The 26,116-nt window shown below is 53.8% G+C and carries 34 protein-coding genes and 1 pseudogene; 1 reads left to right on the forward strand and 34 read right to left on the reverse strand.

The features are described 5' to 3' along the window. Nucleotides 1-5 precede the first annotated feature (5 nt). The 17 genes and pseudogenes from WMO20_RS05795 to WMO20_RS05875 form a co-directional block, all read right to left on the reverse strand. A complete protein-coding gene (locus WMO20_RS05795; RefSeq protein WP_195455167.1) occupies nucleotides 6-383 on the reverse strand; it encodes an HK97 gp10 family phage protein in 378 nt (125 codons plus the stop codon). Next, complete coding sequence (locus tag WMO20_RS05800; protein ID WP_227200416.1) at nucleotides 358-714, reverse strand: phage head closure protein; 357 nt, start codon at nucleotides 712-714, stop codon at nucleotides 358-360. Before WMO20_RS05800 ends, WMO20_RS05795 begins: the two co-directional genes overlap by 26 nt. Then, the gene (locus tag WMO20_RS05805; protein WP_107000219.1) at nucleotides 714-1,052 is read right to left on the reverse strand and encodes a head-tail connector protein; all 339 of its coding nucleotides are present in this window, start codon (nucleotides 1,050-1,052) and stop codon (nucleotides 714-716) included. Before WMO20_RS05805 ends, WMO20_RS05800 begins: the two co-directional genes overlap by 1 nt. A 26-nt stretch (nucleotides 1,053-1,078) precedes the next feature. Further along, a complete protein-coding gene (locus WMO20_RS05810; protein WP_270388925.1) occupies nucleotides 1,079-2,284 on the reverse strand; it encodes a phage major capsid protein in 1,206 nt (401 codons plus the stop codon). Nucleotides 2,285-2,705: 421 nt separating this feature from the next. Continuing rightward, nucleotides 2,706-3,257 (reverse strand): annotated as a pseudogene (locus tag WMO20_RS05815) (head maturation protease, ClpP-related); the annotation flags it as partial. Then, nucleotides 3,254-4,651, reverse strand: a complete 1,398-nt coding sequence (locus tag WMO20_RS05820) for a phage portal protein (RefSeq protein ID WP_349186102.1) — start codon at nucleotides 4,649-4,651, stop codon at nucleotides 3,254-3,256. The gene WMO20_RS05820 and the pseudogene WMO20_RS05815, both read right to left, overlap by 4 nt. Then, complete coding sequence (locus tag WMO20_RS05825) at nucleotides 4,651-4,866, reverse strand: holin (RefSeq protein ID WP_270203392.1); 216 nt, start codon at nucleotides 4,864-4,866, stop codon at nucleotides 4,651-4,653. Before WMO20_RS05825 ends, WMO20_RS05820 begins: the two co-directional genes overlap by 1 nt. 24 nt (nucleotides 4,867-4,890) lie before the next feature. Further along, on the reverse strand, nucleotides 4,891-6,456 hold the full coding sequence (locus WMO20_RS05830; RefSeq protein WP_435387758.1) for a terminase large subunit: 1,566 nt from the start codon (nucleotides 6,454-6,456) through the stop codon (nucleotides 4,891-4,893). A gap of 59 nt (nucleotides 6,457-6,515) precedes the next feature. Beyond that, nucleotides 6,516-6,995 carry a phage terminase small subunit P27 family gene (locus WMO20_RS05835; protein WP_107000223.1) on the reverse strand — a complete coding sequence of 160 codons (480 nt, stop codon included), beginning with the start codon at nucleotides 6,993-6,995 and terminating at the stop codon, nucleotides 6,516-6,518. Nucleotides 6,996-7,186: 191 nt separating this feature from the next. Further along, on the reverse strand, nucleotides 7,187-7,564 hold the full coding sequence (locus WMO20_RS05840) for a hypothetical protein (RefSeq protein WP_349186104.1): 378 nt from the start codon (nucleotides 7,562-7,564) through the stop codon (nucleotides 7,187-7,189). Nucleotides 7,565-7,763: 199 nt separating this feature from the next. After that, entirely contained in the window at nucleotides 7,764-8,048 is a 285-nt protein-coding gene (locus WMO20_RS05845; RefSeq protein ID WP_349186105.1) for an Nmad4 family putative nucleotide modification protein, read from the reverse strand. A gap of 135 nt (nucleotides 8,049-8,183) precedes the next feature. After that, nucleotides 8,184-8,390 carry a hypothetical protein gene (locus WMO20_RS05850; RefSeq protein WP_349186106.1) on the reverse strand — a complete coding sequence of 69 codons (207 nt, stop codon included), beginning with the start codon at nucleotides 8,388-8,390 and terminating at the stop codon, nucleotides 8,184-8,186. Nucleotides 8,391-8,518: 128 nt separating this feature from the next. Then, complete coding sequence (locus tag WMO20_RS05855) at nucleotides 8,519-8,710, reverse strand: DUF6900 domain-containing protein (protein ID WP_278543963.1); 192 nt, start codon at nucleotides 8,708-8,710, stop codon at nucleotides 8,519-8,521. 170 nt (nucleotides 8,711-8,880) lie between these two features. Beyond that, nucleotides 8,881-9,330: a hypothetical protein gene (locus WMO20_RS05860; protein ID WP_173702795.1), complete on the reverse strand. Its 450-nt coding sequence runs from the start codon at nucleotides 9,328-9,330 to the stop codon at nucleotides 8,881-8,883. A 202-nt stretch (nucleotides 9,331-9,532) separates the two neighbouring features. Next, entirely contained in the window at nucleotides 9,533-9,793 is a 261-nt protein-coding gene (locus WMO20_RS05865) for a hypothetical protein (RefSeq protein ID WP_173702794.1), read from the reverse strand. A gap of 12 nt (nucleotides 9,794-9,805) precedes the next feature. Beyond that, nucleotides 9,806-10,012 (reverse strand): hypothetical protein, encoded by a 207-nt coding sequence (locus tag WMO20_RS05870; protein ID WP_173702793.1) that lies wholly within the window; start codon nucleotides 10,010-10,012, stop codon nucleotides 9,806-9,808. A gap of 140 nt (nucleotides 10,013-10,152) precedes the next feature. Next, nucleotides 10,153-10,329: a hypothetical protein gene (locus tag WMO20_RS05875; protein ID WP_349186107.1), complete on the reverse strand. Its 177-nt coding sequence runs from the start codon at nucleotides 10,327-10,329 to the stop codon at nucleotides 10,153-10,155. A gap of 209 nt (nucleotides 10,330-10,538) precedes the next feature. Between WMO20_RS05875 and WMO20_RS05880 the strand changes: the two genes are divergently transcribed. Continuing rightward, a complete protein-coding gene (locus tag WMO20_RS05880; RefSeq protein WP_349186108.1) occupies nucleotides 10,539-10,790 on the forward strand; it encodes a hypothetical protein in 252 nt (83 codons plus the stop codon). Between the two features lie 198 nt (nucleotides 10,791-10,988). Here the strand turns inward: WMO20_RS05880 and WMO20_RS05885 are convergent, their stop codons facing one another. The 17 genes from WMO20_RS05885 to WMO20_RS05965 form a co-directional block, all read right to left on the reverse strand. Further along, nucleotides 10,989-11,180: a hypothetical protein gene (locus tag WMO20_RS05885; RefSeq protein ID WP_107000231.1), complete on the reverse strand. Its 192-nt coding sequence runs from the start codon at nucleotides 11,178-11,180 to the stop codon at nucleotides 10,989-10,991. A gap of 71 nt (nucleotides 11,181-11,251) precedes the next feature. Then, nucleotides 11,252-11,623: a DUF3846 domain-containing protein gene (locus WMO20_RS05890; RefSeq protein WP_349186109.1), complete on the reverse strand. Its 372-nt coding sequence runs from the start codon at nucleotides 11,621-11,623 to the stop codon at nucleotides 11,252-11,254. Further along, the gene (locus WMO20_RS05895; RefSeq protein ID WP_349186110.1) at nucleotides 11,620-12,060 is read right to left on the reverse strand and encodes a DUF4314 domain-containing protein; all 441 of its coding nucleotides are present in this window, start codon (nucleotides 12,058-12,060) and stop codon (nucleotides 11,620-11,622) included. The genes WMO20_RS05890 and WMO20_RS05895 overlap by 4 nt, the downstream gene beginning before the upstream one ends. Then, nucleotides 12,057-12,536, reverse strand: coding sequence for a gamma-glutamylcyclotransferase family protein (locus tag WMO20_RS05900; protein WP_349186111.1), 480 nt, complete (start codon nucleotides 12,534-12,536; stop codon nucleotides 12,057-12,059). The genes WMO20_RS05895 and WMO20_RS05900 overlap by 4 nt, the downstream gene beginning before the upstream one ends. Before the next feature lie 130 nt (nucleotides 12,537-12,666). Next, a complete protein-coding gene (locus WMO20_RS05905) occupies nucleotides 12,667-13,188 on the reverse strand; it encodes a gamma-glutamylcyclotransferase family protein (protein ID WP_349186112.1) in 522 nt (173 codons plus the stop codon). Further along, a complete protein-coding gene (locus WMO20_RS05910) occupies nucleotides 13,181-13,417 on the reverse strand; it encodes a DpnD/PcfM family protein (RefSeq protein WP_227200398.1) in 237 nt (78 codons plus the stop codon). Before WMO20_RS05910 ends, WMO20_RS05905 begins: the two co-directional genes overlap by 8 nt. A 67-nt stretch (nucleotides 13,418-13,484) precedes the next feature. Further along, nucleotides 13,485-14,423 carry an amidoligase family protein gene (locus tag WMO20_RS05915; RefSeq protein WP_227200396.1) on the reverse strand — a complete coding sequence of 313 codons (939 nt, stop codon included), beginning with the start codon at nucleotides 14,421-14,423 and terminating at the stop codon, nucleotides 13,485-13,487. A gap of 232 nt (nucleotides 14,424-14,655) precedes the next feature. Next, nucleotides 14,656-15,831, reverse strand: coding sequence for a hypothetical protein (locus tag WMO20_RS05920; RefSeq protein WP_227200395.1), 1,176 nt, complete (start codon nucleotides 15,829-15,831; stop codon nucleotides 14,656-14,658). Between the two features lie 223 nt (nucleotides 15,832-16,054). Further along, a complete protein-coding gene (locus tag WMO20_RS05925; RefSeq protein WP_349186113.1) occupies nucleotides 16,055-18,313 on the reverse strand; it encodes a DNA cytosine methyltransferase in 2,259 nt (752 codons plus the stop codon). Beyond that, nucleotides 18,310-19,083, reverse strand: a complete 774-nt coding sequence (locus WMO20_RS05930; RefSeq protein ID WP_173702782.1) for a DNA-methyltransferase — start codon at nucleotides 19,081-19,083, stop codon at nucleotides 18,310-18,312. The genes WMO20_RS05925 and WMO20_RS05930 overlap by 4 nt, the downstream gene beginning before the upstream one ends. Next, nucleotides 19,076-20,344 carry a site-specific DNA-methyltransferase gene (locus tag WMO20_RS05935; RefSeq protein WP_349186114.1) on the reverse strand — a complete coding sequence of 423 codons (1,269 nt, stop codon included), beginning with the start codon at nucleotides 20,342-20,344 and terminating at the stop codon, nucleotides 19,076-19,078. The genes WMO20_RS05930 and WMO20_RS05935 overlap by 8 nt, the downstream gene beginning before the upstream one ends. A 21-nt stretch (nucleotides 20,345-20,365) precedes the next feature. Further along, nucleotides 20,366-20,584, reverse strand: coding sequence for a hypothetical protein (locus tag WMO20_RS05940; RefSeq protein WP_173702780.1), 219 nt, complete (start codon nucleotides 20,582-20,584; stop codon nucleotides 20,366-20,368). After that, nucleotides 20,577-21,071 carry a hypothetical protein gene (locus WMO20_RS05945; RefSeq protein WP_173702779.1) on the reverse strand — a complete coding sequence of 165 codons (495 nt, stop codon included), beginning with the start codon at nucleotides 21,069-21,071 and terminating at the stop codon, nucleotides 20,577-20,579. Before WMO20_RS05945 ends, WMO20_RS05940 begins: the two co-directional genes overlap by 8 nt. Further along, entirely contained in the window at nucleotides 21,043-21,363 is a 321-nt protein-coding gene (locus tag WMO20_RS05950) for a DUF2256 domain-containing protein (RefSeq protein ID WP_173702778.1), read from the reverse strand. Before WMO20_RS05950 ends, WMO20_RS05945 begins: the two co-directional genes overlap by 29 nt. 400 nt (nucleotides 21,364-21,763) lie before the next feature. Further along, complete coding sequence (locus tag WMO20_RS05955) at nucleotides 21,764-22,123, reverse strand: HNH endonuclease (protein WP_349186115.1); 360 nt, start codon at nucleotides 22,121-22,123, stop codon at nucleotides 21,764-21,766. A 3-nt stretch (nucleotides 22,124-22,126) separates the two neighbouring features. Continuing rightward, nucleotides 22,127-23,194: a methionine adenosyltransferase gene (gene metK, locus WMO20_RS05960; RefSeq protein ID WP_349186116.1), complete on the reverse strand. Its 1,068-nt coding sequence runs from the start codon at nucleotides 23,192-23,194 to the stop codon at nucleotides 22,127-22,129. A 506-nt stretch (nucleotides 23,195-23,700) separates the two neighbouring features. Beyond that, nucleotides 23,701-26,112, reverse strand: coding sequence for a phage/plasmid primase, P4 family (locus WMO20_RS05965; protein WP_349186117.1), 2,412 nt, complete (start codon nucleotides 26,110-26,112; stop codon nucleotides 23,701-23,703). Nucleotides 26,113-26,116 lie beyond the last annotated feature (4 nt).

Here is a 26,116-nt window from a genome sequence, read left to right on the forward strand (position 1 = left end):
TCTCCTCACTTCAGTGCCTTTTCGATAAGGGACTGGAGCTGCTCGATACCGGCCTGTTCTGCCGGAGCAATATGGGGTCTTCCTGCCACACGACCGCCGCCGCGCTTGGCATGACCCTTTTCCAGCAGATGTGCCAGCTGGTAGCGGTTCTTGGAATGCACCACCATCTGAAGGCTCTGGCTGGATTCCGACTGTTTGGTCGCTACCCAGCTTTCCTTGTACCGCCCGGTTCTGGACGGTGCGCCGGACTGAATCTGCTCCTTGACGGTCTTGGCAGATTTACGGACAGCTTTCTTGACCTCGGTGGAGGCAAGGGTCGCATACTCTTTCAAGCCCTCATTGATGGCATCTGCCATTTCATCGATGTTGACAGTTCTGCTCATCCGGCTGCCTCCTTTCCAAACGGCAATGAATCTTCAGCGTTTTCTTCTGGAAATTCATCGGGTCAACGGATTCGATATTGTAGAGCTGCTCCCGGAAACGGATGCGGTAGCCAGTGGAAGTCAGGCCTCTCGTCTCACTGCACCAGCGGACCGTGAACACCACACTCTTCTGCTCGGCTATGACCTCACCCTCTTCTTCCTGCGCCTGATAGGTCGAAGCGTAGGCAAAGCAGGTGAAATATTTCTCCCATGTGTTCCGATGGTTTCCGACCTTATCGGTCACAACCGTGCTTTTCTCGATCGTGATCCGCTCATTCAGCTTCTCGATCATCAGAACACCCCCTCCCTCACAGCAAACAGAATGGAACGAAGCGTCAGCATCAGCTGGTGATGGTCGGCTTCGTCCCGGTGCTCATAGAGATACCCCAGTGCATACAGAATCGCCACACGGCAGGTGCTGCGCAGGGCTTCCAGTTCCCTTGTAGGCTGTACTCCGTTCTCGGCATCCCGATCAGCGGCATTGACTGCCTCCCACTGGTCTTCCGATAAACGGCCCACATCCTTGCACATCTGCTCCGCAGAAGATAAAAGGATGCCGATTAAGGCATCTTCATCGCTGCTGTCTACCCGGAGATAGGTCTTCGCTTCGTATAGCGGGATCAGTGCCATAACCGGCTCCTCCTTTCCTGGCTTTCTTAGCCCTGCGGTGCCATCTGCAGAAGCTGTACGGCTTCCGGCAGGATCAGCTTGCCATCCACACGCTGGGTGGTCAGGAAGCCGACCTGATCAGTACGGGCATACAGCTCGTTCAGACGGCGGAAGGTGCGGTTCTGGCGGTCAGCCACCCAGTAGTAGCTGTAATCGCCAAAGGCCATGACCTTGCTGCCACCCTTGATCTCCGGCATGAAGGCGGAAGTCTTCAGCGGACGGTTCAGCAGGGTATCAGGCTTGCCGATCTCCAGACCAGGCTTCCAGATATAGTTGCCGTTGTTGTCCTTGATGGTCATCAGCTGCAGCACCAGGGCTTCGTTGCAGAGGAACTGTGCCTTCTTGCGGTACGGAGCCTTCAGTGCGTAGTAGAGCTTAAAGATCTCATCGAAGGTAACGGCATCCTTCTGGGCAGCGGTCACACCGACCTTGGCACCGCCAGTCTCAGCCAGCAGACCCAGAGGCTTGCCCACACCGTCACCGGTGATAAAGGCGCGCTCCTCTGCGTTGCCCATACGCACACCGAAACGGCGGGCGATATAGGTGGCAAGGTCGAATGCGGAGTCGTTCAGCAGCTCATTGGAGATCTTGATCATAGTGCCCAGCTTGTACGCAGACAGCATGGTCTGACCGAAGGTGGTATCGCTCTCCGGGATTTCCTCGCCCTCATCGATCCAGCTTGCCTCACCGGTATCCTCCGCGATAGGAATCTTGCGGGTGCCGGAGCTGGTGCGGATGACCGTTGCCATGCCACGGAAGATGTTATTCTCTTCCAGTGCCTCCACCAGCTTCTTCTCAAACTCATCGGGAACGGTAAAGCCGCCCTCAGTGTCCTCACCCACAGACAGGGCATTGCGGACTTCGCCGTAATGGCCACGGTTGCGGATCATGTTCCAGAAGTTCTCGGCATACTCGGCAGTGGCAGTCGGCTTGACATCCTTCTTGGCACCGCTCTTCGGGTCAGCGTGGACAGGGCTGGAAGTCGGTGCGGACAGCTGTGCCTCGATCTGTGCCTGCTGCTCCAGACGCTCAATCTCTGCACCCAGGTCCTTGACCTCCTGTGCCATCTTGTTGTACTGCTCCACGGCCTCAGCCTTTACCAGACCGTTCTCGCCGCGGTTCTTCTCCAGAAAGTCCTTGGTCTGCTCCCAGAGAGTGTTGCGCTTGGTGCGCAGTTCCAGAATCTTACTCATAGTACGTTTCCTCCATAAATTTGTGATGGTTGATTGGATATAAAAACAGCCTGGATGCACATCACTTCATGCACTCAAGCTGTTTCATCAGGATATTGTAAGGGATGCTGCCATCCTCGGTCTTGCCGTCCATGTCAAGAACAGGTCCCAGATTGGCAGGCGGTTCTGCCGGAGGGGTCGGCTCTGCGGACGGTTTCGGGTCAGCTGGCGGCTCGGCATCCGGTTTCTTTGGTTCAGTGTATTTCTGCCCCACATCTTCCGGCTTCACACCCAGACGGTTCAAGACGATTAGATCCATCTGACGGCTAGAGAAAAGGTGCCCTGCCGTATCCTTCTGGAACGGCTTCTTTTCTTCGCCCTCGCCCGGTTCACTGTCAGGGTCTTCTTCCGGATTTTCCGGGTCTACCGGGTCACTGTCCGGCTCCTCCTCTTTCTTTGCAAAGAGGATCTCGTCTGCAAAGCCCAGCTCCACCGCCTTCTTCGCATTCATCCAGGTCTCATTGCTCATAAGGTTGGCGATGCGGGCGTGGCTGAGGCCGCTCTTCGCTGCGTAGGCATTGATGATGCTTTCCTTGACCTCGGTCAGCACCTCGATGGCCTTTTCCATGTCCTTGGTGTTGCCCATCGCAACGGTGCTGGGGTCATGGATCATCAGCATGGCAACAGGACTCATCTGGACAGTGTCACCGGCCATCGCCACAACGGATGCAGCAGATGCCGCAATCGCATCGATCTTGACCGTGATACTGCCCTTGTAGTCCTTAAGCATGGTATAGATCTCAGCAGCGGCGAACACATTGCCGCCCGGAGAGTTGATCCAGACGGTCACATCCCCCTCGCCGGATTCCAGCTCATCCCGGAACATCTGCGGCGTTATTTCATCGCCCCAGAATGATTCCTCATCGATGGGGCCTTCCAGCCGGAGGATTCTGGTATCGTCACTGTTTTTGATCCAGTTCCAGAATTTCTTCATCGGGTTCTCCTTCCATTTTTCCGTGGCTTACTCTCACTCAGCCGATTATCGCTGTCAGGTTCTTCTTCCGGGTCGGGCTGTGTTTCTTTCGGCTGATTCTGCTGGGCTGCGGCAGCTTTATTCTGCTGTGCCACCCCTGCATCTTTCAGCTTCACATAGCCGCCGTTCAGGTAGTAGTCGTCACCGCCCTCCTCTGCCGGGATGAGATCCATGTTCTCCAGACGATGCACATCATTTGGAGAGAGGAAGCCGTTGCTGATGCCGGTCGCATAACCGTTCATCCGGCTCTGGTAATCGCCACGGAGCAGACCATCCACATTGAATTTCGGGAAGTAGGTATCCTGCTCCTCCTCCAGCAACAGATCCTTGATGATGCCCTGCTCGATGCGGACAAGCCACGGGGTCAGGGAGTGCATCACGAAGTTCAGCGACTGGTATTCAATGTTGGAGAAGGTCGCCCTGGACAGATCGGCTACCAGATGCGGAGGCACACGGAAGATACGGCAGATCTCCGTCACGGAAAACTGCTTCGTTTCCAAAAACTGGCTGTCCTCCGGCGGCAGGGAGATCGGTTTGTAGGCCATGCCTTCTTCCAGTACAGCCACACGATGGGCATTGGCTGCACCGCCATAAGCCGCCTCCCAGCTATCCCGGATACGGTTCGGGTCTTTCACAACGCCGGGATGTTCCAGCACGCCACTGGGCTGTGCGCCGTTCTTGAAGAAAGAGGAGCCGTATTTATCCACGGCAATGGAAGTGCCGAGGCTGTTCTTCATCATGGCGATCGGTGAGAAACCGATCAGACCATTGAAGCCCAGTCCCGGCACATGGAAGATCTCGTCCCGGCGGAAGTAGAGGTCTTTATTCTGCTCTCCCGGAACTTCATCCGTGTATGCGTGGTAGATATAGTAGAGCTCGCCGCTCTCATCCCGGTCCACTTCGACATTTTCCGGTAAAAGCGGATACAGACCCAGTACCGTATTCTTGCCATCCCGGACGATCTGTGCGTAGGCGTTGCCCCAGAGGAGCAGATGGGTCATCAGCGTTTCCCAGAAGACAAAGGATGTCATCTCCGGGTTGGGCTGGCGATACAGAATCTTGTACAGCGGATGATCCCGCGCCTTTTCCTTGTTTCCATTATCGTCTGTCACCCGGTAGAGATGCAGCGGCAGTGCCGCAATGGACTCCGCCAGCAGACGAACACAGGCATACACAGTCGGGATCTGCATGGCGGCTTTCTCATCCACCTGCTCCCCGGCATTGGAACGTCCAAACACAAAGGTCTGCCCGGAATCGCGGACGTTATCCGTGACCTTCGGCAGACCTTCTTTTGGCTGTTCTGTTTTGGGAGAATCCCTTGGATTCTCAAACCCCATCCATTCCCAGAATCCCATTAAGCCTTATCTCCTTTCTCCAGTTCCGGCAGGCCGGCAAGGCTGGTACCAAGGGACGCAACACCTGCCACAATAGCCGCGCTGCCAACTGCAACCCAGTCCACAGTGCCGCCGGGCATCTGTGTCACGACCAGAGCCGCACCAGTCTGGAACATCGTCTTTGCAGCACGGATGCCGGCTGCCTTCCACCATTCTGCACTCATCAGATACTTCATTGTGTTTTCCTCCAAATCTTCATATCAAAAAACGATCATGTCACGTTCGTCGTAGACGCTTCCCTGCTGCTGACCTTCATTTCGGATGCAGCGGTCCAGTGCCATGATCGCAGCGACGATACCATCGATCTTCTCCGGCGACTTCGCCTTGGTCGGCTTGATGTTGCCAGCCGGGTCGGTATCCACGACCACATTCCCCGCCATCCATGCCATAACCGGATTGCCGCCGTGGATGATCCTGCCTTCCATCAGGAGCTTGTAGAACTCCTTGGTAGGCGGGCTCATATCTTTAAAGCCCTGACCGAAAGGAACGACTGTGAATCCCATCCCCTCAAGATTCTGGGTCATCTGCACGGCTCCCCATCGGTCAAAGGCAATCTCTAAAATATGGTAGGTCTTGCCTAGTTCCTCGATGACCTTTTCAATAAATCCGTAGTGGATGACATTGCCTTCTGTCGCCATCAGGTAGCCCTGCTGATACCAGACATCATACGGAACGGATGCCCTGCGCACCCGCTGGGGGATCGTATCCTCCGGTATCCAGAAAAACGGAAGCATGATGTACTTCTCCTCTGGAACTCTGGGCGGGAACATCAGCACAAAAGCCGTGATATCTCCGGTGCTGGACAAGTCCAGTCCTCCATAACAGTCACGGCCTTTGAGGGCTTCCATATCGATTGGCTGATTGCCGAGGTTGTAGATGTGTTCCGGTATAAACCGGGTCAACGAGGACACCCACATATTCAGACGGAGCTGCTTGAACACGTTCTCCTCTGCCGGGTTATCCAGTGCTTCCTGGTATGCATCCCGGACACGCTGGATCTGGATGGTCTGGCCGAGAGAGGGATTGGCTTTATACCAGTTGGCTTCATCGTGCCAATCATCCTCATCGGTCAAACCGTAGACCACGGGGTAGAAGGTGTGGTCGATCTTGCGTCCGGCCAACAGGTCAAGTGCTTTCATGTGGAGCTCGTAGCAGATGCTCTCCTTGTCCGTGCCGGCCGTGGTGATCAGGAAGAACAACGGCTGCTCACGGGCATCACCGGAACCTTTGGTAAGGACATCGTAGAGTTTTCGGTTTGGCTGGGCATGAACCTCATCCAGCACCAGACCTGACACGTTCAGACCGTGCTTCGTACCAACTTCGGCAGACAGAACCTGATAAAATCCTGCGTTCCCGTAGTTCACGATGCGCTTGGTGGCTGCCATGATCTTGCACCGTTTCAAAAGTGCCGGGGTCATCTGCACCATCTGGTGGGCAACATCAAAAACAATGGATGCCTGCTGGCGGTCAGCCGCCGCACCATAGACTTCGGCAGATGGCTCATTATCGGCAAAAAGCAGATACAAGGCCACCGCAGCGGCAAGCTCGGATTTTCCATTTTTCTTGCCGATTTCGACATAAGCCGTGCGAAACTGACGGTTCCCTTTTTCGTCCACGATGCCGAACACATCCCGGATGATCTGCTCCTGCCAAGGAAGCAGCCAGAACCGCTTGCCCGCCCACTTGCCTTTGGTATGACGCAGGTTTTCGATAAAAGTCACTGCCCGGTCTGCTTTTGCGGCATCGTAATGGCAGGTCGGAAGCATGAACCGGCTGGGTTTGTAGTCCTTCAGTTTCGGATAGTTTTGGGGTCTGCACTCTGCCATCAGCTTCCACCTCCTCCCAGCAGATTCTCCATCTCATCAGCTGCATCCGCAGGACCGCCGTCCGAAGCAATGATCCGGCTTCGGGAGGACGGGGTCAGACCGAACTGCTCTGCAAACTTGTTCATGATCTTCAGATAGGTCTGGGCGATGGACACCTGCGGCACCTGCTGCCAGTACCCGGACGGGGTCTTGACGATAGTGCCGTGCTGGGTGATGAACTCCTCTGCCTCCTTCCATCGGGCATACGCCTGACAGTAACCGGCAAAGGCCGCCATGTCCACTTCGGTCAGGATGCCGATGGCTTCCATCTGTTTGGCAAGTCTACGCCACTCTTTCTTTGCTTCCGGCTCCAGCCACTTCGGACAGGCCGGTGCTTTCTTATTGGGCTTCGGTTCGCTGGTGTTCAGCGGATGCTTGCCCGGATTACCTTCCAGTTCCTTCATGGCGGTCGGCTTTGGTTTTCTGCCTCTGGTAGCCATTGGCATCTCCTCCTTTCTGCAAAAATGGGTAAAGAAAAAGGACCTCCAAAGAAGTCCTCGAAATATCATTTTCCTAAGCAAGAAATTTTTCTGTATAACTAACAAATAGTTTCCCATTTCGGCAACTTTATATAAAACACATCGGATACGAGGCACAGCCCCTTTTCGGGGCGTGTACATTTTGGGTGCTGTTAGGCGTTGGGGTTGGCTTCCTTCCAAGCCTCGTATTCATCGACCAGCTCCGCTTCCTCGATGACCTGCCAGACGCTGCAGAAGCGGCTTCTCTGCTGCTCGATCTCCGCTTCCGTCCGGTCTTCCGGCTTGCGGCTCATGTCGTGGTAGGCGTCCATCTCCGCTTTCGTCCGGAAGAAAAGGATCTGCTTCAGCTTCAGCGTTTCCTCATTGTTACGCAGGCTGTACCGCCTGTCTTCTGCCGCCCTGCAAAGGCTTCCGAGGTCGCTGCAGCTGAGGGTCATGTCCTGCTTGAAGGCGATCTCGATGCCAATTAGCTTCTTCTCGGTGTCGGCTCCCTGAATGTTCTTAAGGTAGGTTTTTGCTTTGTTCGTCATGGTCTGTATCCTCCGTGTGTTTTGTTTTCCGTAGGGCTTTCCCCTTCGTTGTGACTGTATATTACCGTCACTGCCCGGACATAGCAAGCGGCTATGCTGCACAATCCTACACACCTCTTTTTGTCGGATTTATGTGTATTTCCACACTGGAAGAATCCACCACTACGAGCAAAAGCCCCCGAAGGAGCTCTGCCCTTTTTCAGTGTGCGTTCCTGATGCACCACTCGATTGCGTGACCGGCATCCGTGTAGGTCTCATCGGAAATCTTCAGAAGTTCCAGCCGGCATTCAATCGGTGACCAGCCTTCCTCCGGGTCTTCCACAAAGCCGTATACCGCTCCCTCCAGCATGCCATTCCAGTTCATCTGGGCAACCAGAACCCGGTCACTAAACTGCATGATGCTATCGTAGCAAGGTCTGAGCCGGTCGTAGAAGCTCTCGATGCTGATGTTGTTTTCCGGGAAGTCGATCAAATGCTTTTTCATGGTGAATTCCTCCGTGTTTTCGTTTTTTCCTTGGGGCTTTCCCCTTTCGGTATGTGCATATTACCGTCAGGTGCAGCAGATAGCAAGCGGCTAAAGTACACGATCTTCTGCCCGGAATACCAAGCAGAATGTACATCACTCTGCATCCTGTTCCATGAGTTCCACAATGGTATCGTAGAAGAACTGCGGGTCATATGCCAGCGGTTCCCGTCCGGCTTCCTTATCCATCCTGATCTGGTCTTCCACCATATCTTCGGCATCCTCCAGCGTGAAGGCATCCTTATCGCTGTCGTCCATGTGGTTGTAGATTTCCACGATGGTATCCATCATCCGTTCTTCCATGTGCTTCTCCTTTCTGGCGCATCCACGCCGCCACATCTGCCCCTGTGTTGGACGTTGTCGGTTCATTCGGATCGTTTTGCCACCCATGGCACAAGCCCCTGTGTGGGGCTGTGTCGGGGGCTGTCGGTTTATCTGGTCATCCGTCCCAGCAGGTAGGCTTCTTCCATTGCTTTCTGGATGCCCCAGACCGGAACCTCAATGAAGTCCTCGCTGTCATTATCGCGGGCTTCGAGGTCGCCCCGGCTGTCTACCGCTGCCATCAGGCGCTTGGCGATCTCCAGCAGGGCTTTTTCCTCTTCCTTGGTGATGTTCTTCTTCATGGTGGTTTCCTCCGTTTTTCTTGGTTTTCCGTTTCGGTATGTGCATATTACCGTCTATGTCACACACTATCAAGCGGCTATACTACACAAATATGTTCCCCCGGAACTGTGCGTATTACGGCAGAAGAAAAGGGCCGCCGTTTCCGGCAAGCCCCATGTGTTTCTCTGGCTTAGTAGTCTTCATCGTCCTCGTAATCTTCCTCTTCGTCCCAGTCATCTTCCTCTTCATCCCAGCTGTCATCCTGGTCTTCTTCCTCATCTTTGAAGTCCCACATATCTTCAGTCGGCTGGTTTCTAAGGTCTGGGTTCTGCTCGACATAGTCGGCAACCGCTCCGCAAAGGATGTCCAGAACCTTTTCGTAGGCTTCCTCGCTGTAGACTGCCCAGGCATCTGCAGTCAGCTTTGCGATTTTGTCGTTGCCCTTGACTCCAAGGAACCGCCCTGCAGGGTTGCAGGTTTCCTTGCCGTAGCCGATGCCCAGCTGGTCGCCATCGTTGTAAAAGCGGTATCCGATGCGGCTCATTGCCCTTACCAGCTCCCCTGCGAGGCTGTCTGCCTTGCCCGTCTCCGGTACCAGTTCCTTGAAAAGTTTATTGATGCGTTCTTCGTTCTTCGTCATTGTCGTATCCTCCGTTTTTGTTGTTTTCCCCTTTCGGTGACTGTATATTACCGTCCCCTCGGAGCACTATCAAGCGGCTAAACTACACGATCATTCAATCCTGTAATTGCCATATTTATGTGCTTCTCATGCCAGCTTTCGGAAGACAGACACGAGCAAAAGGCTGGTCATTTCCAACCCCTTGCGCCTGTCGGTCTTGCCTTTAGCGGATGATTTCAAGGTAGCTTACGTTGCCCCAGCAGTCCGTTCCCTTGAAGCGGATGCGCTTGTCGTTCTCCCTGTCGAGGGTGAATTTCCGCAGGAGCTTCATCTTCTGGATGCGGTTCAGAAGGTCCTTGCCGTTCTTCGCATCCTCAACGGCATCCCTGATCTCGACCACCGCGCTGTCGCTTCCGTACCAGAGGTTGCTGAGTGCCTCTGGAATTCCGTTTGCAAGGTAAAGGCTGATTTTTGTGTAGGTCATGTTTTTTTCTCCTCAGAATGTCATCGTTTCCAGAATCTCATCCATGCCTGTCTCCCAGTCATGGCAGCTAAGTTCGATTTTGCTGTACATCTCTGCGCTGTCCGGCTCATCGAAAAGCCGGAAGCATTCTCTTGCCAGCTCCTCGCTGGTGTGCTGCTGGATTTCATCCGGCTGTCCATCCAGCCGTGTAAAGATAATCTCGTAAGTGTAGCGTTCCATGTTCTTTGCCCCTTTCGTTTTGGTAGCTGTATATTACCGTCACTGCCGGACACTATCAAGCGGCTAAAGTACACGATCATCTGCGCCCTGAACTGGTGGATTTATGTGTTTATCCGGGGAAGTTTCCCTCCCCGTTTTTCTTAGTTGAACATCTCTGCCGTGTCATCGTCGATCCAGAGGTGCATGCCGTCTGCTTCCATGATTGCGTGGTCTTCATGAACCTCGGTGATGATTCCTTCCCGGCTTCCGCTACCATCGAATTCGTTCCAGTGCCATGTTGTCTTTCTTCCTTTTTTCCATGTTCTCCAATCAGCCATTCTGCTGTCCTCCTTTGCTTTTTGTAGCTGTATATTACCGTCACTGCCCTGTGATAGCAAGGCCATAAAACCTCATATTATCAACGATCTTCGTCCCTCATGTTTGGTACATATATGACCCCTGATTGACTTGCTATATATGTGTTTCTGCGGCATTATACACACAACGAAAGCAAAGAAAACCAAACCAAAAACGGAGGACAAAAACCATGAAAAAGACCATTACAGAAGTTGAAAACGCAATCGAAAACCGCATCGCAGAGCTTGAAGAAGAATACGAGCTGGACATTTACGACCGCAACGACATTCGGGAAGAAGAATACCAGAAAGCCGGATGGCGGCACGACCCTTTCCCAGAGGAGCTTGAGGAAGATGACGAAGAAGAGGAAGAGGATTGGCACTACCACAGCATGGAGGAACGACTGAACGAGGTCGGCATGAGCATGAGGGATTTCTTCTAAGGAATCCCAAGAGGCTCCCCAGCAGAGGCTGGGGCTCTGCCTCGTATCCCCCGTTTTGGTTTGGTATAATACACAAAACCGCTGCCAGATGTTTGTGTACATTATGGCGGCGGTTCTCCTTGCTATTGTTGCTTTCCAGAGGTAATATACAGTAAACTGGAAGGGGGTTCTCATTCTTTTAAAGCCCCCATTTTCCGTCTAATCGGCCTCGCCCTGCATTGCCTGATGCATCACCCTGCGGTTATGCGCTCTGGCTTTCTTTTTCAGGTCCCTTTTCCATCTGCGGATGGTCACCGCCTTGCAGTGGTTTCTTGACCATTCGTATTCATCCAGAATGTATCTGCCGCCGTGTTCCCTCTCGCCATAAGCAGGCATCTTTCTGTGTCCCATAGGCTCCTCCTGTTAAACCAAGCCCTCCCGGTCTTTTCTGGCCGAGAGGGTATTTTTCTGATTGCGGTATCTTATTCCGGCTTCGTTCCGTCATCCATCTGGATGACTGCCATCTGCCCGAACATGCTGACGAATGCCTCCGGCACCCAGAAGCGTTCCTTGAATTTCCGGATCAGGTCCTGGGACAGTTCTGCGAAATCCTCCTCTCCCAGTCCGCAGATGAAGAAGTTTCCCTTGATGGGCTGCTCCAGCTCCGGGATGTATCTGCTGAATGACTTCTCGGTGAACAGACCGTTGTCATCGGTGACCAGGGCGGCGCGTTCTTCCCACGGGTAGGTGGCTGTGATGCAGTCGCAGTCGAGGATGCGGTAGAACTCTTTCAGGGAGTTTTCAATGTCAACCACCTGCGGATGCTCCATCGGTTTGATCAGAAGAACTTTCATTCGACCCAGCCCCCTTTCACGATTGCCCAGTCTGCAAGATGCATCTTCTGCTGTCCGCCCCATGCAATGTCCTCTAATGCTTCCTCCGTTCCGCAGCGGTTGCAGATCTGGATGTCCGCCCTTCGGCTGAGTGCCTGCTGCTGATGGTCGTAGCAGTCGGGCTTTGCTCCGCACCTGGGGCAACGCGGGCCGGTCTGTCGCGTTTTACCAAGGCGGTCGAGCGACACCTTGACCTCGGCATCCGTTTCCACACGGTGGCAACTGTCCGCACCGTAGGCAACGTTTAGATGGCTTCCGGTATCATCGACCCCGTTGCAGGTTCCCTGCGTTCCGATGGGCGGTGCCTGCCTGTCATCCATCTCATCGAGGACGATCCGGCATCCGACCGGGAACTCTTTTCTCAACTTCTTGACCATTTTCTGATCTGCGAAATTCATGCCTGCACCTCCTCGATCATCCGCTGGGCGGCATCCTTATCCATGCATTCCTTCAGCGCACCTTCGAGGATGTGCATCGGGAAGTGGAATGCCTTGTAGCCGTCATGCAGAACTTTGTAGTAATACCGGCTCGGTGCGCGGTGCCCGAAGTCGTTCTCCATGATGTAGACCATTGCGGTCACCATCTCCGGCTCTGCCTCTTCCCGGAGCAGTTCAATGTTCAGGTCTTCCTTGCGGTAGTAGTTCGGGTAGCCCTCATAGAGGTCGAGGTTTCCTTCGTCCCTTTCCGAGATCTCCCACACCAGAACCGGCGTGTTCTTCTTCGGGTTCGGTGCGATGGTGGCGCAGCCGCGGAACAAAAGCTCCCAGCCTGCCAGCACCGCCTGTCCTGCAATTTTTGCATCCGGACACCGGTATGCCATCTGCTCCACCGACAGGTTGCTGCCGTAGGCGATGTAATATTTCTTGTTTTTCATTAGAATCTCTCCCTTCGGTTTTCTCCGCTCTTGTCTGGCGGTATGGTATATATCACTCTTCTGCCCTGATTTATCAAGACCGATGAGCATCATATACTGCACAATGTTTTTTGCTTTTGATCGTGTACTCTTACATCATCTGCTGCTTCTTCAGATACCGGATGGCTTCCGCCCTTCCGATACTGGCTGCCAGTCCACGCTTCAGTGTGTCCAGCGGAAACTCCCAGTCGCTGTATCCGCCCTGCAGCAGTTCAAAATACTCGGCATCCGGGCAGCCAAGCCGCCGGTCCTCGTGCATCACATAAGCGATGCAGGGCTTTGCCTTTTTCATGCGGTTCCCGTTCAGGTTCCAGACCGGAAGCTGGAACTGCTTCTTGTAGTAGTATCGTGGGCAGCCCTCGTACCGGTCCAGCAGGAGTTCATCGTATTCCGAGAGTTTCCAGACCACCGCAGGTACGCTTTCATTGGCATCCTGCTCGATGGTGGCATAGCAGCCGGTCTTGCTCTTTTTGAACAGAAGCCGGTAGCCCTTGATCTCGGTCGTGCCGACCACCACAGCGTAGGGGCATCTCTTTCCCATCCGCTCCATGTCGAGGTTGCTTCCGTAGGCAAGATAATATCTGGATGGGACTCGGCTGATCAACTCAAACATCTGCCTCACCGTCCTCCCTGCCAGTGAATTCCACGCCCTGGAAATCCTCTGTCCCAAGCTCGATCTGGCTGTCCTGCCACCAGTCCTCTGCCACACGCTGTGCTTCCTCCACGGTCGGCTCTTTCATCTCGGATTCATAAATGGTCACCGTTCTCTGGTAGGTCTCGGTGATGGTCACCTTAAAGGTTCTGCCACCCGGTGTGTTTTCATTTTTTAACGTGCTTTTCATAAACCTGCACCTCCTTCTACCACCTCAAGGGCGGTTGCCCGCCCAAAAGGTGCCCGTGCATCCCGGCTTATTTGTTCCGCCAGGATGCGTTGCCCTCCATGTTCCGCAGAAGGATCTCCCTTGCCGTTGCAAATTCATCCCCGATGAATCCCAGCCTCAGCATCCAGCACCGCATCGCATACTTTTCATTGTCGGTCTGCTGGGGCTTTGGGCTTGCCGTCCTGACCATCTTGGCAAGCTGGCTCATTGCGAGGCAAAGCTGGATATAGGCTTTCATCTCACCGGCGTGCAGTCCGTTGCACTTTCCGTCCGCTGGGTCTGCGAATTGGAAAAGGCGGAATTCAATGGTCCCTTTTGTAAAGGTGGCATGGAGGTTCAGCATATGGTACCGGCTTGAATTGTAGTGGGCATTCCGGTTTTCCCAGCTGGAACCGTTGCCTTCGTACCAGATGTCTTCCAGCCTGTGCATGGTGGTCGGCTTCTCGCGGTTCAGCCGGTCGAGGAAGCGATGGTTGACCACCTGGCAATATTGTCCGGTGCGCCCTGCATCGATCCGGATGGCTCTGCCGATCTGCTGTTCGTGCGCCGCCATGATGTTCACAAGGTTGCGGATGGTCTTTGCGGTGTGGTCGCCTTTGCCAATGTGAATGTGGACTCCGCATCCGCGGCTTGGGCCGCTCTTTGCGCCTGCCTTTCGGAGCAGCCGGATGATTTCCTGCAAGGTTTCGATGTCGTCGTAGGTGAGGATCGGGGTGACCAGTTCGCATTTTTCTGCGTCCGGTCCGTAGATGCTCACATCCCTCTGGAATTTCCAAACCCTGCCCTGTCCATCCTTGCAAGCCCAGCTGTAATATCCGTACTCGCCGGCGGCGTTCCATGCTCTGGTTCCGAAGTACTCGGCGACCTTTCTTGCCGCTTTTTCTCTGGTGATGTTGTTCATCTCGATCTCAACTCCGATGGTCTGGTTCTTCATGGCTTCAATCTGCTCTCTTGTTTTATCGTTCATGGTATGTTCTCCTTTGTTTTTTCCTTGTTTTCCCTTTCGGTATGTGCATATTACCGTCAGGTGCGGATAATAGCAAGGATATAAAAGAACATATATTCGACAAATATAAGGCAGAATGATCGTGTACATTTCTGCAGTTTATCCGCTTGATAATGTACATTTTCAGAGCTAATATCGGTACAATGGAAGAGGGTCTCGCATATTTTCCGGCCCCCATTGGGGGATTGGGAGCTTACGCTCCCGCCTCCAGCATCTGCGCCGTGTCTGCCCCACAGTCGGGCTGTGTCGGCCGGGTCGTATCCGGTGCGACCGTTTCCCCTGTGGCAGGATCGCCGTTCTGTGCCGCCAGTTTCGCGGCTTTCAGGGCATCCCGTTTTGCCTTTTCCCTTGCAAGGAACTTCTGTGCTTCCTCATCCGTGCGGAAAGCCGCATGGCCGGAAAGGTTCTCCATGAGGATCTTGCGTGTCTCTTTGAAATCCGGACCGTTCATCCCCAGCCGCAGGAGCCATGTGCGGAGTGCGTATTTCTCATTCTCATCGTTGACATCCTTTGCCTGGATGCGCTTCTGGCTGATCGCCTGCTGGTTCATCAGCACCGCCAGCTGTGCAAAAGCCGTCAGGTGTTCGTGGTCCGATGCAGTCGGGAAGCCGGTGAAGATGACCTTCTCGGTGGTGATCTTCAGGCCTTCCAGTGCAGCACCATGCTCAGCCTCATAGTCGCTGACCGCGTTTATGAAGTTCATGATGGCAAAGGTGCAGCTATCGTCCTTCAGCTTCTCGACCAGCCCCTCTTCCACATGAAAGTGTCCGCCAGTCGCCTTGCCGATGAGCTTGCCGCGGCTGTAAAGAAGGTTGACCAGGTTGCGGAGAGTGACACCATTGTGCTGGCTGACCGGGAATGCAAGCTCCAAGTCCAGTGGCACTTCTTCCGGCTGGTCTTCTGCTTCTGATTGCTCCTCGCTTTCCGGCTCCTCTGCATCCGGCTCATCCTCTGCCGCATTATCCGGCTCCGATGCTTCCTCGGATTCGGCTTCCGCAGGTTCGTTCCCTTCTGTGGTACTTTCATCTTCAGATTCCTGCTCGTCCAAAACCTCCGTCTCTGCTTCGGTATCCTCGGTCACAGGATCCTCTTCCAAATGGTCGGTCGGCTCCGTGTTTTCCATCTGGTCATCCGTGCTCTCAATGCTCTCGCCACCGCGGATCAGTCCCTCATTCAGCAGGGTCGTCAGCAGCTCGGCATCTGCATTCTCCGGCTCGACCAGAAGGTTGCCATTCCGGTCGATGGTGTAGCTCCCGATGTCGTAAGAATACAGAGGTGCTTTGGTATAGTAAGGGTGGATGCCGGTCAGCTCCTCCATGCGTTTTGCGAGGGTCTTGCGCTCGGCTACGTTCAGTTTAAATTTCAACATGATTCATCGCTCCTTCTCGTTCATTTGTTTTTGTGCATCCCGATGTTCTTTTCGGTAGCACATATATCACTCTAAACCGGATGAATAGCAAGGCCATTTCCCGATATTCTTCATGTTCGACCATTTACACAAGGGACCGCAAAATCTGTTGTGTAAATAGGACCAATATGTAAGCCCACCATATCACCAGGTCGCTTTCTACCTAGTAATATAGCGGGCCAGTTTATTCTTCCAGACCTGCACACCATGCGATGCCGGCCAGAACAAAGAATGCGTTGGCTAAGCAAATGCCGTTGCCCCAGATACGGTACTCGGCCGAATCCGTATACGGGTCAGCCAGCCATTTCCGGATCTGCTTCTCCGTTTTCGGCTTCTTGGCATGGGTCACGATCTTACGGTGCGTTTCAAACACATCTGCCCAGAATGCCAGCTCTTCTTCGGTCGGGTCTTCCGTTCCGAGGTCTCTGCACCACCAGTCTGGGAAGCCCTGCAGTCTGGCACACTCGGTCGGTGTCAAACGGCGAACTGTATAGGTCACAGGTGCGGGCTGTGCTTCCGGATTGTCGATGACCAGACGGTCATTGAAAGCATCCTGCCCGTTGAAGCCGCTGGGATGTGCCCCGGTTGCCACCGTTCCCATGACACCCTCGTTCAAATGCGGTACCGGTGCGATGGTGGTCGGGTCTTTGTAATCCCGTGCCATCAGGGTCGGTGCGACTTCTTTTGCCACCTGCATATAGGAGCCGGTGGTCATGGCATACACATCCTCCGGTGCGCAGACTGCATGGCGGTCAGTGGCATCCAGTGTAAAGCAGACATCCTCATTGACACCATCCCCCTGCGGACCGTTCTCATCCTTGCGGCCGATCATGTTGCCCTGCAGGACGAAGGTCTGCATCTGGTCACTCCGGGTCGCCATCAAAGCGCCGGACTTACCATGCAGATCGATCAGCTCATTGCGCTGGTTCACATGGAAGACTGTCACATCTTCCGGCTGTGCCACAAAGGTCTGCTGCTTCATCCCCGGATCTGCTGCCAGTGCCGCTGACTTTTCTCCAAGATCCCGGACTTCATCCCTCTGGTTCTGGGTAAAGGCGACCGGCTCTTCCACACAGATACCGCCCTGATTGCAGGTCGGGTCACCGCCGCTGCGGTCCAGTGTCCGGGAAGTTTCGGCCTCATAAAAACCGCTGTGCGGATTATCGGACATCATGGAATGGCTGGCTTTGGAACAGACGCCATAGCATTTCGGAACGAACAGTGTCTGGTCGTTGTTGCAGCCGAGGGTGGCCGACTTTTCTTCCTGCCAGATGGCTCCCTTCCCGCCGCCCTCGCAACCGGAGCGAATTTTCAGTGTGACTGCCGGGGAGTTTTCAACATCTTTCACCGAGCTTTCCACTGAATTTTCAACAGCATCCATGACCATCGGGACATTGCCGCCACCCGTACCACACCGGCTTGTCAGTGTCTGCACCTTACCGTCCTCGGAAATCTTCACCCGGCTGTCAGCAGGATGATTCTCCAGTGCGATGGCGGCAGGCACAACACCAGCTCGGAGGGTCGGTGACCGCTCTTCCTCGTATCCGATGCTTCTGGCATCTGCGGAATGCTCGGTACAAAAACCGGCGGCTTCCAGAACACACGGCTGATGCCCATGCTCCTCTGCCCGTAGGGTTCCGGTCACATCTTTGGAAACATCCATCTGCCTGCCGCCCTGGTCGTTCAGACAGATCCGTCCTCCTGCTCCGTTACAGCCTGCCTCTCCAGTGCCGCTTTCAGCACCGGCGGCAGCTCTTTGCCACGCACGGAAGCCCTCCGCAGAATACCGAGACACGCCTTCGGACTCAAATAGTACCTTTGGGGCACTCTGGTCTGCAAAATCTGCGACAAGGTAGATACGTTTTCTTCTTTGGGGAACGCCCCACCACTGTGCATCAAGAACTCGATACGCGACGCTCCATCCGTCTCCCACATAGTAGTCGGCATCGGGCCATCCTTTCTTCTCAGGCGCAGGCACCGAGGCGGCCGGTTCTTTAACACCGATGACGGCTTCGAGGACTGCTTTGAAGTCCTGCCCTTTGTTTGAGGAGAAGGCCCCTGGCACATTCTCCCACACGATAAATCTTGGTTTTTCTCCATTGGTCTTACACCTCATTTCCTTCACGATTCGGATTGCTTCGTAAAACAGACTGGACCGTGAACCATCCAGACCGTCCCGCTTACCGGCGATGGACATATCCTGACAGGGACTCCCAAAAGTGATGATGTCCACTGGAGGCAGGTCTGCTCCGCTGATGGCAGACACATCTCCGTAGTGCTTCACCTGCGGCAGATGTTTGGTCGTGACCCGGATGGCAAACGGCTCGATCTCGCTGCTCCACACCGGAGTGATCTGCCCGGTCAACAGACCGCCCAATGGAAAACCCCCGGAGCCATCAAAGAGGCTGCCGAGGGTCAAAGTCTTATTCTGTTCTGTGCTCATCCGGCGACCTCCTCTCCGAGCATCTGCTCATTTGCTTTCTGGTAAAAGTCTCTGGATACTTCAAATCCGTAGCTGTTGCGCCCCAGTTCTCTTGCTGCTCTCAGCGTGGAGCCGCTGCCGGCGCAGGGGTCAATGACCACATCGCCCTCATCTGTAAAGGTCTCGATCAGTCGTTTCAGCACGGAGATCGGTTTCTGGGAAGGATGGATTTTCGGATATTCCCTGCCATCCCGCTTCCAGTCAAACCAGTTGAAGATCATATGGGGCTTTCCGTCCTCACCGAGATTACGGAACTTCGGGAGCTTTCCCCGGTACAGAACCAGAGCATACTCCGTTGCACCCACGATCTTCATGTTGGCCTTTAAAACCTGCGGACTGTAGTTCTTGCAAAACACCAGCGGGATATAATTCTTGAAACCGTATTTCTCTGCTTCGGTGATCACCTTCGGGATCTGTTGAAACGCACAGAACACGATCATGCACGGCGCATCCTTCTCTCCTGTGCCGGGTTCTTTCTTCAGCAGGCGGTTGCAGAAGTGGAAATACTCTGCAATGTTGAAGGTGAAATCGGTATTGAATGCCGCCTTCCGCGCCTTGCTACTCTCCCCGTTTTTGTTGTCGCCATCCACATACCAGTCCGGCCGGCTGGCATAGAAATCTGTACCGATGTTGTACGGAATGTCTGCGATCACCAGCTGCGCCTTGGGGATGTTATAGGACTTGAAATTCTGGAAGTTGTCATGGATGAGGACGCATTTTACATCAGGCATCGGCATCCTCGCTTTCCGGCTCGAAGGTCGCCACTTCCTCGAACTTCAGCTTCTGGCCGTCACGGATGACATACACATCATCGTAGTGACCATCGCTGTGTTCGATGTACCGCTTCACGATCACATCCACGAACTTCGGGTCCAACTCGATGCCCCGGCACACACGGTCGGTCTCCTCACAGGCGATCAGGGTCGAGCCGCTGCCCAGGAACGGATCGAGGACGATGCCGTTGGTCATAGTAGAGTTGCGGATCGGATAGCTCATCAGGCCGATGGGCTTCATGGTCGGATGGTCCTTGTTGGACTTCGGCCGGTCGTACTCCCAGATGGTCGTCTGCTTCCGGTCGGAATACCACTGGTGCTTTCCCTTCTGCTTCCAGCCGTAAAGACACGGCTCGTGCTGCCACTGGTAAGGACTACGGCCCAGCACCAGCGCATTCTTCTTCCAGATACAGCACCCGGACAGGTAGAACCCGGCATCCTTGAATGCCTTTCTAAAGTTCAGCCCTTCCGTATCTGCATGGAAGATGTAGATGGAACCGTCGTCTGCAAGATGGCCGTGCATCTGCTGGAACGCTGCCAGAAGGAACTGGTAGAATTCCGAATCGTCCATGTTGTCATTCATGATCTTACCGGCAGTCTCTTCCACATCCACGTTATAAGGGGGATCGGAAAGGACCAGATTTGCCTTGGTTCCGTCCATCAGGGTGTCATAGCATTCCGCTTTGGTGGAATCCCCGCACAGAACGATGTGCTTACCCAGATGCCAGAGGTCGCCCTCTTTGGAGAAGCATGGCTGTTTCAGCTCGGATTCCACATCAAAGTCATCTTCCTTGACCTCCTTGCTGTGGACCTTGTTGAACAGGGTCTCAATCTCCGGCGGCTCAAAGCCGGTCTTGCCAAGGTCGAAGTTGGAATCTTCGATGTCCTTCAAAAGATCAGCCAGCAGGGAATCATCCCATGCACCCGTGATCTTGTTGAGCGCAATGTTCAGGGCTTTTTCCCTGGTCTTGTCGATGTCCACCACCGCACAAGGCACTTCGGTATAGCCCAGTTCCATTGCAACAGTCAGTCTCTGGTGGCCGCCGATGATCGTCATGTCGGCATTGACCACCAAAGGATCTGCGAACCCGAACTCCGTGATGGAGTTCTTGATCTTCTCGTACTCTTTATCCCCCGGCTTCAGCTTTTTCCGGGGATTGTATGCGGCCGGCTTGAGTACGGACACCGGCAGCATCTTCAGTTCAGCAGTCGCTTTCATGTAAGCCCTCCTAATTCAGATTCACATGCGCATGACCCCGGAGAACGGCACGAAAAAGGAGCCGAACAAAAAGCCCGACTCCATCTCATCTCCATCTTCCTGCGGATGTTCAGCCATCTCGTACCATTCCGGGTTTTCCCCGTTCACGGATGCCAGGACCTTATCTTCCGCATCGTCAATCGCATGTACACAGATACCCCCGGTGTTGAACATCGGAAACACACCGATAATCTTACTCATCCTCATCCACTCCCTTCATCCCGTATCGATAATCCCAGTAACAATTCAGACTGCAGAACTTCCGCTGCCGTTTTCCTTCATCTACGGCATGGAACTCCCTTCCACAGTTTTTACAGACCGCGATCCTAAAAGACTTATGCTGCCTGTAATATTCCTCCCGGCACTCAGGAGAACAGAACCGTCTCCGACCACTGTTCCCTCTCTGCACGAGAATGCGTCCACAAACCGGACAGTGCCGTTCCCTCGACCCATCCGACGGCTGTAACTGGCAGCTCCCCGTTTCCGGCAGACCCAGTTCCCGACAGTAATCCGTGACCTGTTCCAAAGACAACCCGGTGTTTTCTGCGATCTCCACACATTCAAACCCGGCAAGCCGCTGGCTTCGGACTTCTTCCCTCTCCGGGCGGTACTCATAGCCCTCAAACACACAGTCCAGCCGGACACCGTTCTTTACCACATTACGTTCTATGTTCAGCGGTTCTTCCATTTGCATCGCCCTCCTTCCAGCGTCCTTTGTTTGCACAGGCACGGCTGCAATATTTCCGTTCCAGACCATACTGGTGCCGGTAGGAAAACTCCCTGCCGCACACCGGGCAGATCTTCGACCGCACGGTCTTCCAGTTCTCCGGCTTTGGATGGGTGTTGTTCCACCGTGACCGGCATTCCGGTGAGCAGAACTTCCGTGGTCTGCCTTTATGGTTTGGTACGATTGCCGTACCGCACTGAGGGCAGAAGGAAAAAGCCATGTCCCTAATCATCTCAGCCGTGTAATCTTCCATCTGCCCTCACCTCACTCTCATTTTTCGCCGTTTCTTCGGCGGTTTCTTAGAAAAATTTCAAAATACATACGAAAAGCAGCGAAGTTGAAATCGGCACTGCCCCGCCAGGTTGGATCGTTGTTGCGACGGCCGATTCCCGCTCGCCCCTGCTCCTCCCGGAACAAGCTAAAATGTGCGAAAGCTCCCTGTTTACGAGAGGTTTCACACACTTTGGTTCATTTCGGGGAAAAAGAATGGCACCGGAACCGAAGCTCCGATGCCTGAACATTTTCCTGTTTCATTTTGCGTCGTTATTCCTCTGACCCCCGGCCTATGAATTTTGCGGTTTTTCACGCAAAAGGGGCCACCGGTCTCCGTGTGACTTCACTGTAGAGAAGTGACCCCGGCCCCGGTGGGGGTGTCAGTAGGTGTAGGTCGGGTTGATGTCCTCGGTCAGCGTCTTCTTATCGTGGCAGCTCTTACAGAGCGACTGCCAGTTGTTCTGGTCCCAGAAAAGTTTCTGGTCACCACGGTGCGGAATGATGTGATCCACCACCGTTGCCCGGACGTACTTGCCTTGCTTGGCACACTGCACACAGAGCGGATGTGCTTCCAGATACGACTTTCTGGCTTTCTGCCACCGTCTGTTGTATCCACGCTTCGCTGCCGGACGGGTGACTTCCGGGTGGAGAGGCAGGTGCTTCTCACAGTAGAGCCGGCCGGCTTCCACCAGCTCCGGGCAGCCGGGATGACGGCACGGTGTCTTTGGTCTGTACGGCATGGGTCAGTCCTCCCACGGAAGACCAGCCTTGCCGAAGTGACCGTAAGCACTGACCTTGTTGTAATCTACATCCAGCAGTCCCAGCCGCTTGATGATACCCTGCGGGGTCAGGTCGTAGCTGTCATGGACGTAGGCTTCGATGAAGTCAAGGGACTGGTGATCCGTACCGAAGCACTCCACCGACACACCCACCGGCTGTACCACACCAATGGCGTAGGCCAGCTGGACTTCACACTTGTCAGCGTAGCCCGCCTGCACGATGTCCTTTGCAATCTTCCGTGCCATGTAAGCTGCGGAGCGATCTACCTTGGTGGGGTCTTTCCCACTCAGCGCACCACCGCCCATGCGACCGATGCCACCGTAGGTATCGCACGCCAGTTTCCGGCCAGTCACACCACAGTCGGCATAGCTGCCGCCCAGCACGAAACGACCGGTCGGATTAACCAGCTTCGTGAAGTCACCATCCAGACCGTACTCGCAGGCGGCCAGCACCATCATGGATTCGATGATATGCCGGAAGTCGCTGACCTCCACATCCGGGCTGTGCTGCACGGAGCAGAGGAAGGTGGTGATTCGGCCGGTGTCGTAATCGTAGCTGACCTGCGCCTTGGCATCTGCTCGGAACATCTTGGACGGATGGTTCTTCAGCAGCTGCAGGAACTTGGTGGCAACCATGTACGGGATTGGCATCTGCTCTGCTGTCTCGTTGGTGGCGTAGCCATACATGATGCCCTGGTCACCGGCACCGCCCTTGTCCACACCCAGTGCAATGTCCGGGGACTGCTTGTCCACCAGAATGCCGATGCGAAGAAGCTCGGTCAGGTTCCACCCCAGCTTTTCGGCGCCGATGCGATTGAACACATCATGGACGATCTGGTTGTAGTTTGGCCGGTAGTCGGTGGTGACCTCGCCAGCAATAAAGAGCTGGCTCTTTTTCAGCAGACACTCGATCGCCACACGGGCGTGCCCGTCATGCTGAAGAATGTCGGTCACAATAGCATCTGCGATCTGGTCACAGATCTTATCAGGATGGCCATTGCTGACCTGTTCACAGGTGATAATCTTACTCATGTTCTGTCCTCTCTTTCATGTATCACAAAGCAGGCCGCCTTTGCCCTTGCCCACAAATAGGCTCCCACAAAAGCGGCCTGCGATGTTCCATTGTGTAGTTCCAATGTGTCCTCTGAATCTGTTGCTGGTGTGTTGCTGGCGCTTTCCTCACAAAGCGAGGTGTCCAGTCCCCAAAAATATTGATTTTACGCACTTTTCAGGGGTGTTAAGATCTATATTTTTTCTTTTGTTGCTATTGTTGCTAGTAAAAAGTAAATAGTATATAAAAGAAAATAATATAAATAAAATAGGGTTTTCACTCGCAACACTCGCAACAGCACCGAAAGCCCTTGATTTTCCTACGTTTTTCTGTTGCTGGGGCGTTGCTGCTGTTGCTGGTAACGTGACTCCGAAGCCGTGTGTTGCTGGAATTTTGGCAGGAACTTATGAAAATCAAAAACAATAGATTTCACTGTGTTCTTCCAGCAACAGCCGCAACAAATCCGTCCGTACCTTGAATTTCAAGCTCATGATGTCAATGGTGCAAAGTCCTCTTTTGATTCTTCACTTGCCGTGAACGCCACATCCAGGACCATCGGAGTCGTACTGCTGGAGGCACCGTCATTCGGACGCTTTCTTGCAGTCTTGTACCGCTTTTCAATCTCCTGGTTTAGATTCTTGGCTGCCTCTGCCCGGTAGCCATTCTCTCCACACCACTCTTTGTAGCGTGTGTAAACTGCACCGCGCCGAAGCTCACACCCTTCCTTTTCTTCAATGCATTCATCAAAAAACTGACCCATCTTATCTGAGAATATCTGATAGTCCGTTGTTGCCTGAACGACAGAATCCGGCATGGCAAGTCCCTGACTGCGGAACAGCTTATAGCCTTCGAGCATCCAGTTCAGAATGCCGGACATATTTTCCGGTTTAGCAAAAGTGGACTTTAGATCCTTATCCTGTTCATTTTCTTCAAAATGCCGGTCAAACGGAATGATTTTGATTCGGCCAGACTCAAACAGCGTAAGGTCTGTGATATTCGGACGATGGTTCGTGTTGATGAAAATTTTGAAGTTCGGTCGGAACTCAAAACTGTTCTCATGCAGATACCGGGCTGTGATCGTATCGTTACCGGTCAGTCGTTTGGTAAGAGCTGCATCCAGAGTGATCTTTTTCTCCGGCTCGGAGATGTTTACAAAACGAGAGCCGGCAAGCCGGGCGATTTCCTCAGACGGTCCTCCGCTCTGGCTGTTAAACTTCGCCTGCAGCATGGTCGGATCTGCATTTTTACCGTACTCGCCCATAATACGCAGAATACTCTCCATTGTGGTACCCTTACCGTTTCTGGATGTCGGACCGTACAGAATAAACAAGCACTCCATGCGGGTGTCACCAGTCAACGAGTATCCGATAGCCTTCTGAAGATAGTCTGCTCTGGCCTTATCCCCCTGCATGATCTCCGTGATGAACGTCCGCCAGCGAGGGCAGTCGGCATCCGGGGCATATATCACAGGGGACACTTTTGTGAGAAAATCCTCCGGGCGGTGTTCCCGGAATTCCATCGTCCGCAGATCCAGTGTTCCATTTTTGCAGTTGAACAGATAGATATCCTGATCGTACTGCTTCATGGACAGTGGGAATACGGACTTCGCGTCTTTCAGCATCGTGTCACGGTGCTTGCGTTGCTGGAGTTTCCGGACGCGGTCGATGAACCGCTTTCTGACATCCTCTTCTGTAATCTTCAATGCAAACAGATACAGCTTATCTGCCAGATATTTCGCAAGCTCTGCCACCTTAAGGTTCTCCATATCTGGCTGCCAGACAACTCCATCATAGACAAACCAGATGCCGCGTTCACTGTTGTACCGTGCGATAGGCTTGAAAAAATCGGCGAACATGTTGCCCAAACCGATCTCATCCCTGCCGTAGCGCGGATTCGTGTGCGGAGCCATTTCTTCCAGCGACAGCGTGAGCTTGCTGATGTCCGGTGGCCGCTCCGCCTCTTTATCATCAGAGTCAAGATTTGCAAACTCCTCATCCACAATGTCCTGCGCGTTGACAGGAATGTAAACGGAAGCGCAGGTATTGACCGTGTTACGGATAGAGATTGCACCGTAGGTCGAACCAGCCTGTTTGCGATCCCACTTCGGGCGCATCAAGCCCGATGTACGGAAGATGCGGTTCATCTGCTCCTCATCACAGCCGCACCAGAATGCCAGGATAGACAAGAGTGCCATATCTGCATCCGACTGGCTGCCGTAGAGGTCTTCCCACTCACCGGCAAAGAGCTTTTTGAACTTTTCAGAGTTACTGGCCTCGTTAGCGTGTGTGATGACAGCCTCATCCTCCAGATACGAATGGTGCTGAAAATGAGTCTGCTGTACCTGTTTGTTCCGCTTCATGAGCGTATCGAGCAGTGTGGTCATCGCCGTTTCATCGTTGGGAATTTCACCTGTGCGGTAAACATCTCCCGTTACGGTGACGAAGCGGTTTGTCGCACCGGGCATATACACTTCCAGACCTTTGCCACGGTTGTTGATGTAGTAGACCGTCTTGTCGTAGACGTAGTCTTCTGGCACATGGAAGAATCCACGCAGACCTTTGCCGGACGGTGACTTCTCTACATACGCTGTAGGAAAGATTGAAAGTACAGTGTCTGCTGTGTCATTCAGCGTCCCGTCCTCACGGATACAGTGGTCGATGTCAAAAGCTCCGATACCACTGCCCACAGCAATGCCGATGCCGTCATAGCCGCCCATTGCATAAGTGACAAGCGTAGTCTTGAAATCTGCAAAGGTGCGGAGATCATTGATCCTGGCTCTATCACCATTCGCCGGGTTATACGGCATCTTGGTCTTCTGACCGTTTCGCTTTTCAAATTTCCAGACACAAAACCGGCAGGAGGTCTTCAGCTCCGCCGGGATATTTTTGATATCCACCATAGCG

The sequence above is a fragment of the Faecalibacterium intestinale genome (genome assembly GCF_040096575.1).
In the GTDB taxonomy this organism is placed as follows: Bacteria; Bacillota; Clostridia; order Oscillospirales; family Ruminococcaceae; genus Faecalibacterium; species Faecalibacterium intestinale.